The organism is Streptomyces sp. NPDC100445 (assembly GCF_044759735.1).
Taxonomy (GTDB): domain Bacteria; phylum Actinomycetota; class Actinomycetes; order Streptomycetales; family Streptomycetaceae; genus Streptomyces.
In genome coordinates this window covers 93,661-105,694 of the sequence record NZ_JBIVZV010000011.1, presented here as the reverse complement: position 1 = coordinate 105,694, position 12,034 = coordinate 93,661, and the positions used below count along the sequence as shown (strand labels likewise).

Here is a 12,034-nt window from a genome sequence, read left to right as displayed (position 1 = left end):
CCTTCCGGCCTTCCGGCCTTCCGGCCTTCCGGCCTTCCGGCCTTCCGGCCTTCCGGCCTTCCGGCCTTCCGGCCTTCCGGCCTTCCGGCCTTCCGGCCTTCCGGTCCCCTCCTGGGGGTCCCGGTCCCTCGGTCGTCCCGGTCCCCTCCTGGCGGTCCCGGTCCCTCGGCCGTCCCGGCTTGCGGTCCCTCGGCCGTCCCGGCCTTCCGGCGGTCCACGGCCGTCCCCTGCCGTCCCAGTCCTCCCCCGGCTCGTCCGCCCCGGTCGTGAGGTCGTCGTCCGGGGGCGCCGCGGGGCCGTCGCGCCGGGTCGTTTGGGGAAGTTTTTGCTTGTGGCCGGTTCCTGACGCTCCGGGCCCGAGGACGCGCCGCCGCGCGGTCTCGCGGAGGCAAAGCGCGGCCGAAATCATGGGGGAGCGGGGCGGTCCAGTGTTACGGCCACGTTGACCGGACCCCCGGGCACGACGGACGCTCGTCATATAGATGCTCGATACAACTGGTTTGCCGGTCCGCCCCTCCCGACCACGACATCGCAGGTCGGCGGGGGAGACGGCCCGCAGCCGGAGGCAGGAGGCAGCGCATGTGCGGCATCACCGGATGGATCTCCTTCGACCGTGATCTGAGCGCCGAGACCACCACATTGCATGCGATGACCGAGACGATGGCCTGCCGGGGTCCGGACGACCGCGGCACCTGGACCGAGGGCCCCGCCGCCCTGGGCCACCGCCGCCTCGCCATCATCGACCTCCCCGGCGGCCGTCAGCCGATGACCCTGGCGACCCCCGGCGGGACCCTAGCCTTGGCGTACTCCGGCGAGGCGTACAACTTCACCGAACTGCGCCGCGAACTCCAGGACCGCGGCCACCGGTTCACCACCGACTCCGACACCGAGGTCGTCCTGCACGGCTACCTCGAGTGGGGCGACGCGATCGCCGAACGGCTCAACGGCATGTACGCGTTCGCCGTGTGGGACGGCCGGCACGACAAACTCGTGATGATCCGCGACCGCATGGGCATCAAGCCGTTCTACTACCAGCCGACCGCCGACGGCGTCCTGTTCGGCTCCGAGCCCAAGGCCGTCCTCGCCAACCCGCTGGCCCGCCGCCGCGTCACCCTGGACGGCCTGCGGGAGATGTTCGTCATGGTCAAGACACCGGGACACGCCATCTGGGACGGCATGCGCGAGGTGGAGCCGGGCACCGTGGTCACCGTCGACCGCTCCGGGCTGTCCACCCGCGTGTACTGGCGCCTGGAGACCCGCCCGCACACCGACGACCGCGACACCACCGTCGCCGGGGTGCGCACGCTCCTCGACGACATCGTGCGCCGGCAGCTGGTCGCCGACGTGCCGCGCTGCACGCTGCTCTCCGGCGGACTGGACTCCTCGGCCATGACCGCGCTCGCCGCCCGCCGCCTCGGCGAGCAGGGCGAGAAGGTGCGCAGCTTCGCCGTCGACTTCGTCGGCCAGACCGACCACTTCGTCGCCGACGAACTGCGCGGCACACCCGACACGCCCTTCGTCCACGACGTGGCCCGCCTCGCCGGCACCGACCACCAGGACATCGTCCTGGACACCCAGTCCCTCGCCGACCCGGCCGTCCGCGAGCAGGTCATCCGGGCCCGCGACCTGCCGGCCGGCCTCGGCGACATGGACGCCTCGCTGCTGCTGCTCTTCCGCGCCATCCGGGAGAAGTCCACGGTGGCCCTGTCCGGTGAGTCCGCCGACGAGGTGTTCGGCGGCTACCTCCAGTTCTTCGACGAGGAGGCGCGCCGGGCCGACACCTTCCCGTGGCTGGCGACCATGGGCCGCCACTTCGGCGAGGACGCCGACGTGCTGCGCGACGACCTCACCCGGTCCCTGGACCTGAAGGGCTACGTCGCCGACGGCTACCGCACCGCCGTCGCCGGCGTCGACCGGCTCGACGGCGAGAGCGACTTCGAGTACCGCATGCGGCAGATCAGCCACCTCCACCTGACCCGCTTCGTGCGCATCCTGCTCGATCGCAAGGACCGGATGAGCATGGCCGTGGGCCTGGAGGTGCGGGTGCCGTTCTGCGACCACCGTCTGGTCGAGTACGTGTACAACGCCCCGTGGGCGCTGAAGTCCTTCGACGGCCGGGAGAAGAGCCTGCTGCGGGAGGCGACGGCGGACGTCCTGCCGCGCTCGGTGTACGACCGCGTGAAGAGCCCGTACCCGTCCACCCAGGACCCGCAGTACGCCCGAGCCCTCCAGGAACAGGCGAAGGACCTGCTCGCCCGGCCCTCCCACCCGGTCTTCGACCTGGTCGACCGCGACCGGGTCCGCAAGGCCGCCGACCGGGACACGCCGGTCAGCACCCAGGTGGCCCGGCGCGGTCTGGAACGCACCCTGGACCTGGCGCAGTGGCTGGACCTGTACTCGCCCGAGCTGGTGCTCGACTAGAGCCCGATGGCGCGGTCGGCCGCGGCCGCCGACCGCTGCCACCACGTCACCACCGGCTCCCACACGACGACATGCGGCCCGGCGCCGAGCCGGTCGGCGCGGAAGGAGCGACCGGGGTGCGCCGCCGACGCGGACACGGTGACCACGTCCACCCGGCGGGCCTCGGAGTCCGCCGGGTCGGCGACGGTGCGCACGTCGGCGTAGGCGGTGCCGCCCGCCGCGAGCCGGTAGGTGCCGGTGCCGCCCTCCGGCACCGGCAGCGCGGCCCCGTCCAGGTCGCCGAAGGTCACCGTGGGCACGCGGTCCACGACGCAGGCGCGCGCGCCGCGGTTGGTGACGCCGACCCGCAGTACGGCCGGGTCGCCGGCCACGGCCTTCGCCCGCACCGTCAGCGAACCGGCGGAGCAGGGGCCGGGCCGCACATGGGCCGAGGCGGCGAGGCCGTGCGGTGCGGCGGGGCGGTCGGGGCCGGTGGCGGCCCGGCTCTGTGGTGCGGTCAGCAGTACGGCCGCCATGGCGGCCGAGGCGGCGGGTACGGTGACGGCGGTGCGGATGCGCATGACGGGTGCCCCCTGTGCGTCGGTGTCCCGGAATGGGTGGCCGAAGCACGCCTGCCCGGTGTGACCGCCGGGACACCCCGGAGGTTGCCCCCGCCGGGCTCCTGTCACCCGTTCGCGCCGGACCGGTCCCCGTCGGTCCGTCAGTCGGCGGCGCCGGCCCCGGTGACGGTTCCCCCGGTCTCGTCCGCCGGACAGGAACTGCCGTTGGCGGGCAGCGAGCCGTACAGCAGGAAGTCGTCGATCTTGCGGTGCACGCAGGACGAGGAGGTGTACCCGGTGTGGCCCTCGCCCTTGCTGTCGAGCACCACGGCGGACGGGCCGAGCCGCCGGGCCGTCTCCACGGTCCACTGGTACGGCGTCGCCGGGTCACCGCGTGTGCCCACCAGCAGCATCTTCGCCGACTGCACGTCCCGGACCCGGCGGCGGATGAAGTCGGTGCCCCGGGGGCGGCCGTAGCAGAGCAGCACCTGGGCCAGCCGGTAGCGGCCGAAGATCGGCGAGGCCCGGTCGTACGCGGCCCGCAGCCCCGCCAGGTCCCGGGTGATCCGCGCCGCGGTGGGCCGGTCGGGGTCGTCCGCGCAATCGATCGCCACCAGCGCGGCCGGCAGGTTGTCCACCGGTACGTCCTCGACGTCGGTCAGCCCGCCGTCCGCGCGGAGCCGACCCCGGGGCCCGTCGATGCCGCCCCCCGAGAAGGCCAGCACCCGCCGGGTGTCACCGTCCTCGACCAGCGAGGCCAGCGCCCGTTCCAGCGAGGGCCACAGCTCCTTGCCGTAGAGGGCCTGCGCGACGGCGCCCACGAGGTCCTGGCCGGAGAACGAGCCGCCGAAGTCCGTGGGCACCGGGTTCCGGTCGAGCGAGCGCACCAGCCGGACCACCGCGTCCCCGGCCGCCCGCCGGTCCTGGCCGAACGGGCAGGCGAGGTCGGTCGTGCACCAGTCCAGGAAGTCGTCCAGCGCGGTCTGCTGGGCGGCGGCGCCCGCGACGCCCCGCTCCGACAGGGGCTCGGTCAGTGTGTCGACCCCGTCCAGGGCCATCCGGCCGACCTTGCCGGGGAACTGGGCGGCGTACACCGAACCGAGCCGGGTGCCGTAGGAGAAGCCGAGGTAGTTCAGCTTGTCGTCGCCGAGCGCCTGGCGGATGACGTCGAGGTCGCGGGAGGCGTTCACGGTGCCGATGTGGGGCAGCACCGGACCGGAGTGCCGCGCGCACCGGTCGGCGGTCTCCCGCAACTGCCGGAGCAGCGCCGCGGGCCGGTCGAGGCCGGTGTCCCCGGGCGGGGAGAAGGCATCCTCGCCGTCGTCGCCGCAGCTGACGGGCGAGGAGCGGCCGACGCCGCGCGGGTCGAACGTGACCACGTCGTAGCCGTTGGTCAGGTCCATGAACTTGCGCCCGTCGGCGGCCAGTTCGGGGATGCCGGCGCCGCCGGGCCCGCCGAAGTCCAGCAGCACCGAGCCCCGCGAGTGCCCGGTGGCACGGTAACGGGCCAGCGCCACGTCGAGCGTGCCGGCCCGTGGCCGCGCGTAGTCCAGGGGGACGGTGACACTGGCGCACTGGAGGTCGTCCGGCATGTCCGGCCCCTCGCAGGCCCGCCACGTCACCTGCTGCCGGTAGAACCGGGTCAGGTCGGGCTGCGGCCGGTCGGCGGCAGCCGCGGGCAGCCCGGCACCGAGCAGTGCCAGGGCGAGGGCCGAGGCACCCGCGCCGCGCCGCACGGCGGGCCGTGTGGACAGCTTGGCCAGCATCGTTCGCCTCCCGGGGCGCCCGCCGCGGACCGGCCGTTGCCCTCGGATCACCATAGGCGCGCCCCGGACGGCCCGCCTCCGCACGAGCGGGCCGGCGACCGCCGTCGTAATATCCGCGCCCCGCGCTCTCCGGCGGCCCCGAACGCCCCGCCCGCGGTTCGACAACCGGGTCACTCGATGGAGTGAAAGACGGATAAGCCATAACTCCGATGGTTCGCCCGCGTTCTCCTGGCGTGCGGGTGAACGCCCGCGACCACGTGCGGAAAGCAGGGAACCATGAGACGGGCTACCCGAAACGGTGTGTTCGCCGTCGTCGCCGCCTCCGGCGCGATGGCCGTGGCGCTGCCGGTGTCCGCCGCCTTCGCGGCCGACGGGGCCGGCGCCCGGGGCGCCGCGGCCGGCTCGCCCGGGCTGATCTCCGGCAACACCGTCCAGCTCCCCGTGCACGTGCCGGTGAACGTGTGCGGCAACACCGTGAACGTGGTGGGACTGCTCGACCCGGCCGCGGGAAACGCCTGCGCGAACGGGGCGGACGGGACGCGGAAGGGTCCGGCCGAGTCGGGCGGCGGCGCGTCTGCGCAGGGCGCCGCCACCGGCTCGCCCGGTGTGGTCTCGGGCAACGGCGTGCAGCTCCCCGTGCACCTGCCGATCAACGTCACCGGCAACAGCGTCGACGTGGTCGGCGTGGGCAATCCGGCGCTGGGCAACCACGCGGTGAACGGCCCCACCGAGCGGACCCGGCGCCCCCCGCGCACCCCGGCCCCGGAGCACCGCGCCCCGAAGCCCCCGGCCGCGCCCCCGGCGCACCGCCCCGCCCCGCACGCCCCGCGGCCGGTGGCGTCCAGCCTGGCGCACACGGGAGCGGATCTGACGGCCGCGACCGTGGCGGGGAGCGCCGCACTCGTCCTCACCGGCGCGGTGCTGTACCGCCGCTTCCGGCCGGACCGCACCGACTGACCCACCGCGCCCGCCCCGGCCCACCCGCGCACGCCCCGCCCTGGCCGCGCACGCCCCGCCGGTCCCCCCCGCCGGGGCCGTACCGTCGCCGCACCGCGGGCCCGCCGGAGCGGCCCCGAGGCCGCGCCACGACCGTGCGAACCGGTTCGCCCCCGCCCGCCCGGCTCGGGGGCGCGAGCGCATCGGTGCTCATCGGTGCTCATCGGCTGATCTTGTCGTGGCGCGGCCCCCGGTCGCTCCGGAAGGATGCTGTGCGGCAGTCCCCCGAACGAGACGGAGCGCACCCATGACCTCTGCGGCCCCCCATGACCTCGTCGTCACGCAGGCCACCCCCGCCGACTGGCCGGTGATCAGCGGATGGGCGGCGGCGGAGGGCTGGAACCCCGGACTGTCCGACGGACCCGCGTTCTTCGCCCAGGACCCCGACGGCTTCTTCCTCGGCCGGATCGACGGCGAACCGGTGTCGGCCGTCTCCGTCGTCACCTACGGCCCCGCCTACGCCTTCCTCGGCTGTTACCTCGTCCGCCCGGACCTGCGCGGCCACGGACACGGCCTCACCACCTGGAAGGCCGGCCTGGCCCACGCCGGTGACCGGACCGTCGGCCTGGACGGGGTCGTCGCCCAGCAGGACAACTACCGTCAGTCCGGCTTCCGACCCGCCCACCGCACCATCCGGTTCTCCGGCCCGGCGCCCACCGGCCCGGCACCCACCGGTGTCCGCCCGGTGACCCCCGCCGACCTGGCCGCCGTCACCGCCTACGACAGCGCCTGCGGCCCCGCTGACCGCCACCGGTTCCTCGCCGCCTGGCTCACCACCCCCGGCCACCGCGCCCTCGTACGGGAGGACGGCGGGCGCCTCACCGGCTACGGCGTGATCCGCCCCGGGCACGACGGCCTGCGCGTCGGCCCCCTGTTCGCCGACACCGCCGACGACGCCCGGGCCCTCTTCACCGCACTCACCGCCGACACCGGCGGGCGGGAGGTCGCGCTGGACGTGCCGGAGCCGAACGCGGCCGGGATCGCCCTCGCCGAGGAGGCGGGGCTGCGCCCCTCGTTCGAGACCGCCCGCATGTACACCGGTCCGGTCCGCGCCCACGCCCGGGAGCGCGTCTTCGGCGTCGCCACCCTCGAACTCGGCTGACACCCGACGCGGTAATCCCGTTGCCGGGCCCGGCCGCCCGTGCTGGGGTGGGCCGCATGGATCATCCCGCTGTGCTCGCCCGGTACGACCGTGAGATGCGCGAGAACGCCCGGCCCGACGGGCCCGGGGCCCGGATCGAGCGGGCCGGTGCCGTCGTGCGCCAGGTCGCCGACGCGCACGGCTGGAACGGCGTCCTCTGGTCCGGGCTGGACGCGGCGGGCGCCGGCCGGGCGATCCGCGACCAGATCGCCCGCTTCACGGGCCTCGGCCGGGACTTCGAGTGGAAGGTCTACGGCCACGACGGGCCGGCGGACCTCGGGGACCGCCTCCTCGCCGCCGGGTTCCGGGCCGAGCCGGAGGAGACCCTGATGGTCGGCGAGGTGTCCGGGCAGGTGGCGGCGGTGCGGCCGCCGGCCGGTGTCCGGCTGGTGCGGGCCACCGGCCCGGCCGGTGTGGACCTCGTCGTCGACGTCCACGAGAGGGCGTTCGGCACCGACGGCACCCGGTTGCGGCACCGGCTGCTCGCCCGGCTGGCCGCCGACCCCGGCACGGTCGTCGCCGTGGTCGCGCTGGCCGGGGCGGAGCCCGTCAGCGCGGCCCGCATGGAACTGGTGCCCGGCACCGGGTTCGCCGGGCTGTGGGGCGGCGGCACCGTCGAGGCCTGGCGGGGCCGGGGTCTGTACCGGGCCCTGGTCGCGCACCGGGCCCGCGTCGCCGCCGCCGAGGGCTTCCGCCACCTTCAGGTCGACGCCTCACCCATGAGCCGCCCCATCCTGGCCCGGCTCGGCTTCCACGCCCTGAGCACCACGACGCCGTACGTCTACGGAAACTGACACGCCGTCGCCCTGCGGCCGCGCGGGACGCCTCTGTTCACCGCGCCTTCATGCCATGTACCTTTCAATCAATCGGCGCGTGGAGAACCCTCGAACGGGCTCTACGCGCGCAGACCGCGCCCGCATCCCCCTCTCCCCACTCCCACGGAGGTTCGCCGGATGCCCGGAAGCAGGAGTACCCGCCGCAGACTCACCACCGCCCTGGCCGGCCTCGGCCTGCTCCTCGGCACAGCCGCCCTCCAGCTCGGCACCGGCACGCCCGCCCGAGCGGCGGCCCCGCACCGCGTGCTGTTCGACAACGCGCACGGCGAGACGGCCGGCAACGCCGACTGGATCGTCTCCACCAGCCAGCCCGACCCGCTCGGCCAGGACCCCTCCCCGTCCGCCGAGACGGACTGGACCGGCGCCCTGTCCTCGTGGGGCGTCGCGCTGGAGAAGACCGGCGAGTACAGCCTGAAGACGCTGCCGCCGGGCTCCGCCCTCAGCTACGGCGGCACGTCCGCGACGGACCTGTCCACCGTCGACACGCTGGTGCTGCCGGAACCGAACAAGCCGTTCACCGCCGCCGAGAAGACGGCGATCATGACCTTCGTGAAGAACGGCGGCGGCCTCTTCATGATCTCCGACCACACCGGGGCCGACCGCGACAACGACGGCAAGGACGCCGTCCAGATCCTCAACGACCTGATGACGAACAACGGCGTCGACTCCACCGACCCGTTCGGCTTCTCCATCGACTCGCTGAGCATCGGCTCCGACCACCCGGCCGCGATCAGCGACAGCGCCGACCCGGTCCTGCACGGTTCCTTCGGCACCGTCACCAAGAGCCTGATCGCCAGCGGGACGACCGCCACGCTCAAGCCCGCCGACAACTCCGCCGTCAAGGGCCTGCTGTACCGCACCGGCTATTCCGGCAGCACCGGCGCGTTCTTCGCGACCAGCGCCTTCGGCAGCGGCCGCGTCGCGTTCTGGGGTGACAGCTCCCCGATCGACGACGGCACCGGCCAGTCCGGCAACACCCTGTACGACGGCTGGAACGACCCCACCGCCACCGACGCGGCCCTCGCCCTCAACGCCACCGCGTGGCTCTCCGGCGCGGGCGGCGGCACCGGTGGCGGCTCGACGTCCTGCACCGCCGCCCAGCTCCTCGGCAACAGCGGCTTCGAGTCCGGCGGCACGGTGTGGAGCGCCACGAGCGGAGTCATCACCGCCTCGACGGCCGAGAAGGCCCGTTCCGGCTCGTACTACGCCTGGCTCGACGGCAACGGCACCGCCACCACCGACACGCTCGCCCAGTCGGTGACCGTCCCGGCCGGCTGCCCGGCCACGTTCGGCTTCGCCCTGCACATCGACACCGCCGAGCCCGCCGGCGGCACGGCCTACGACACCCTGAAGGTGCAGGTGGTCAGCGCGTCCGGCACGGTCCTCAGCACCTTGGCGACCTACTCCAACCTCGACGCCGCGTCCGGTTACACCCAGCGCGCCTTCGACCTCGGCGGATACGCCGGGCAGACCGTCACCCTGCGGTTCACCGGTACCGAGGGCTCCAAGTACCAGACCTCGTTCGTCGTGGACGACACCTCGCTGCGTACCGGGTGAACCGGGGTCGGGGGCGGGCTCAGCCGGCCGGCACCGTCCGCTCCGGGGTGTTCCAGCCGGAGACCCGCACCCGTGGCGCCGAGCCGCGCAGATCAGCGGTCCGGTAGGTGGCCGTGAGGGTCAGTTCCTCACCGGGCCACAGACTCGTCTCGTTGTCCGACCAGCGCACCGGGAGCACCGGCCGGTTCCGCGCGTCCACGACCCGGACGTCCGTGAACAGCGCCGGGGTCGAGCCGGTCCCGGCGTGGCGCAGGGTCACCGTGGTGGTCGAGGTGCCCCCCGCCGACCGGGTGACCGCGGCCGCCGTCACCGGCACGCCCGCCATCGAGGTGAGCCCGCGGAGGTCGGCGTAGCCGGTGGTCGGGGTGTGCCACCAGTCGATGCCGTCCCAGTCGAGGGTGTCCGGCACGGTGGAGAGCCAGTACACGTTCCGGCTCACCTCCGTGCCGCCGGCGTCGCGGAGCACCAGCCGGAGCAGGTGGGTCCGCGCGGGACCGTCCACCGAGGCCGGCAGGGTGAGCACGGTCGCGCGGGCGCCGTCGCCGTCCACGGCCGTCCCGGTCACGGTCCTGTCGTACCTGGGGGTGCCGTCCGGGTCGAACAGGGTGGCCCGGACGGTGAGGCCGTGCTCCCCGGCGTGCCGGTTGTTCACCACGACGATCGAGTGGTCGTCGTAGGAGTACTGCGCGTGCAGCGGCTCGTTCGCCTTCTTCGCCCCGAAGTAGGACCCGTTCTGGTCGAGGTAGCGGTCCGTCAGCTGCCAGTGCAGCGACGTCCAGCCGCTGTTGAACATCCAGTGCACGACCCCGGTGGCGGGCCGCTCGGCGTCGGTGGCGTTGCGTCCGTAGGCCTCGAACTGGGCCCGGACGTTCTCGTACTGGGCCAGCTGGGCCTTGCGGACGTAGTCGGTGAGGCCCGTGGGCGCGCCGTAGCGGCCGGCCAGCGCGTGGTCGTAGAGGGCGAGGGTGCCGAAGGTGGCGGACGGCGAGCGGTGGTACTGCCGGGCGTCCGGGTCCCGCCACAGGGTGTCGAGTTCGGCGGGTGTCAGCATCCGGTGCAGGGTGTCCGGGGTGGGGATGCTCGGGCCCGCGCTGGTCTCGGAGTTGAAGCCGGTGGCGCCGCCCTCGCGCTTGGCGTACCAGTAGCCGGGCGGCACCCAGTCGTACGGGCCGCTCATCTTCATCCCCGAGCGGCCCAGGCGCGGTGTGGCGCCGTCGGAGGCGGCGGGTACGACCGGGGCGGTGAAGTCGGCGGCCCCCAGGGCGTCGAGGTACTCCGTCTCGATTCTCGCGTCGGGGGCGGAGTCGCTGCCGATCAGGAAGGACAGCACGCTGGGGTGGTCGCGCAGCCGGGCGGCCTCGGCGGCCATGGACGCCGCGGCGACGCGGTGGTCGGCCGCGGTCCACTTCTTCCCCGAGCCGCTGGGATTGACGTCGCCCTCCCACTTGTCGCAGCACTCCCAGCCCGGCAGCGTGAGGACGCCGTAGCGGTCGGCCAGGTCGAAGAACTCGTCCGGCTCCAGGTGGCCCTCCAGGCGGAGCGTGTTCAGGCCCAGGTCGACGGCGTACCTCAGGCGGTCCTCGGCGTAGCCGCGGTCCCAGCGCAGGAACTCGTCCGGGGACCAGCCGCCGCCCCGCACCAGCAGCCTGCGACCGTTGACGCGGTACTGCCGGGCGCCGTCCGCGTTCAGCGGGGCCCGTACGTCCCGGATACCGAACCGCTCGTGCGCGGTGTCCGAGACCGTGCCGGCGACTGAGGCGGTGAGGTCGAGGCCGTACAGCGGCTGCCCGCCCATCCCGGCCGGCCACCACACCTTCGGCGCGGTCAGGCGCAGGCCCGGCGTGTCGTCGGGGGTGAAGGTGACGGTCCGCGTCTCGTGGGCGGCGAGCCGCACGGTCCGGGTGAGGCGCGTGCCGGCGACGCTGCCGGAGATGTCGGCGGTCACCGGCGCGGCGGAGTCGTTGCGGGCCCGCGCCCTCACCGTCAGGCGGGCCGTGGCGAGCGACGGCACGGCCAGCTCCGTCACCACGTGCGCGTCGCGCAGCGCGACCGGGCCGCCCCGGCGCACCAGGACGTCGCGGACGATGCCCATGTTCCGGTCGGGCGGCGGCTGGAGCCAGTCGAGCCAGCCCATGGTGAGGTCGCTGTCCGGGTCGTTGGGCCGGATCCGGAAGGCGACCGTGTTCGTGCCGGGGCGCACCAGCGGGGTGATGTCGAGTTCGTGGTGGGTGTAGGCGCCGGCGACGTCCGCCGCCCCGGCGACCCGATGGCCGTTGACGTGGACGTCGGCCGCCGAGACGACCCCGCTGAAGTCGAGGGAGGTGCGCCGCGTGGTGTCCTCGACGGTGAAGTCGGAGCGGTACCACCAGGGCACCTCGAAGTCGGCCCGCGGGATCCCGCGCTGGGCGGTGGAGTGGAAGGGGTCGGGGTACACGCCGTTCGCCAGCAGCGCGGCCAGCACGGTCGAGCGGGGGCCCGCCGGGTACCAGCCCGCCGTCGGGTAGCCGGGGGAGGAGACGGCCGCCGCGGAGTCGGTCACCCGCGCGGTGGAGCGGACGGCGTAGCCGGCGAGCGGCGTGGCGGTGCCGGCGGCTGCGGGCACGTGCGTGACCCGGTCGGACCGGCGGGGTTCCGTCGCGTCCCGGGGGCCGGCCCAGGCGCCGGCGGTCAGGGTGCCGGCCACGGCGAGCAGCGCGACGGCCCTGGCGAGCCGGCGGGCGGGGCGAGGGATCACGGCGGACTCCAGCCTCGTAAAGTTAGGAAACTTTACAAACGCCG

At 74.5% G+C, this 12,034-nt stretch carries 8 protein-coding genes; 5 read left to right on the top strand and 3 right to left on the bottom strand.

Translation table 11 applies throughout. The features are described 5' to 3' along the window. Positions 1-579: 579 nt before the first annotated feature. Positions 580-2,421: an asparagine synthase (glutamine-hydrolyzing) gene (gene asnB, locus ACIQVT_RS24955; RefSeq protein WP_403758071.1), complete on the top strand. Its 1,842-nt coding sequence runs from the start codon at positions 580-582 to the stop codon at positions 2,419-2,421. Here the strand turns inward: asnB and ACIQVT_RS24950 are convergent. Both ACIQVT_RS24950 and ACIQVT_RS24945 read right to left on the bottom strand, forming a co-directional pair. Next, positions 2,418-2,981, bottom strand: coding sequence for a DUF4232 domain-containing protein (locus ACIQVT_RS24950; protein ID WP_403758068.1), 564 nt, complete (start codon positions 2,979-2,981; stop codon positions 2,418-2,420). The two genes, asnB and ACIQVT_RS24950, sit on opposite strands and share 4 nt — an antisense overlap. 140 nt (positions 2,982-3,121) lie before the next feature. After that, positions 3,122-4,726 (bottom strand): alpha/beta hydrolase, encoded by a 1,605-nt coding sequence (locus ACIQVT_RS24945; protein WP_403758065.1) that lies wholly within the window; start codon positions 4,724-4,726, stop codon positions 3,122-3,124. Between the two features lie 276 nt (positions 4,727-5,002). On the opposite strand from ACIQVT_RS24945, the gene ACIQVT_RS24940 reads away from it, so the two are divergent. The 4 genes from ACIQVT_RS24940 (at position 5,003) to ACIQVT_RS24925 (ending at position 9,256) form a co-directional block, all read left to right on the top strand. Then, entirely contained in the window at positions 5,003-5,683 is a 681-nt protein-coding gene (locus ACIQVT_RS24940; RefSeq protein WP_403758062.1) for a chaplin, read from the top strand. A gap of 286 nt (positions 5,684-5,969) precedes the next feature. Next, entirely contained in the window at positions 5,970-6,824 is an 855-nt protein-coding gene (locus tag ACIQVT_RS24935) for a GNAT family N-acetyltransferase (protein WP_403758059.1), read from the top strand. A 56-nt stretch (positions 6,825-6,880) separates the two neighbouring features. Continuing rightward, the gene (locus tag ACIQVT_RS24930; RefSeq protein WP_403758056.1) at positions 6,881-7,657 is read left to right on the top strand and encodes a GNAT family N-acetyltransferase; all 777 of its coding nucleotides are present in this window, start codon (positions 6,881-6,883) and stop codon (positions 7,655-7,657) included. Positions 7,658-7,816: 159 nt separating this feature from the next. Continuing rightward, a complete protein-coding gene (locus tag ACIQVT_RS24925; RefSeq protein ID WP_403758053.1) occupies positions 7,817-9,256 on the top strand; it encodes a hydrolase in 1,440 nt (479 codons plus the stop codon). A gap of 19 nt (positions 9,257-9,275) precedes the next feature. On the opposite strand, the gene ACIQVT_RS24920 is transcribed toward ACIQVT_RS24925, so the two are convergent. Then, positions 9,276-11,990: a glycosyl hydrolase 2 galactose-binding domain-containing protein gene (locus tag ACIQVT_RS24920; RefSeq protein WP_403758050.1), complete on the bottom strand. Its 2,715-nt coding sequence runs from the start codon at positions 11,988-11,990 to the stop codon at positions 9,276-9,278. Positions 11,991-12,034 lie beyond the last annotated feature (44 nt).

Excerpts from the sequence above, each read along its gene's own strand:
- asnB (WP_403758071.1), top strand. The coding sequence starts at position 580 with ATGTGCGGCATCACCGGATGGATCTCCTTCGACCGTGATCTGAGCGCC.
- ACIQVT_RS24950 (WP_403758068.1), bottom strand. The coding sequence starts at position 2,981 with ATGCGCATCCGCACCGCCGTCACCGTACCCGCCGCCTCGGCCGCCATG.
- ACIQVT_RS24945 (WP_403758065.1), bottom strand. The coding sequence starts at position 4,726 with ATGCTGGCCAAGCTGTCCACACGGCCCGCCGTGCGGCGCGGCGCGGGT.
- ACIQVT_RS24940 (WP_403758062.1), top strand. The coding sequence starts at position 5,003 with ATGAGACGGGCTACCCGAAACGGTGTGTTCGCCGTCGTCGCCGCCTCC.
- ACIQVT_RS24935 (WP_403758059.1), top strand. The coding sequence starts at position 5,970 with ATGACCTCTGCGGCCCCCCATGACCTCGTCGTCACGCAGGCCACCCCC.
- ACIQVT_RS24930 (WP_403758056.1), top strand. The coding sequence starts at position 6,881 with ATGGATCATCCCGCTGTGCTCGCCCGGTACGACCGTGAGATGCGCGAG.
- ACIQVT_RS24925 (WP_403758053.1), top strand. The coding sequence starts at position 7,817 with ATGCCCGGAAGCAGGAGTACCCGCCGCAGACTCACCACCGCCCTGGCC.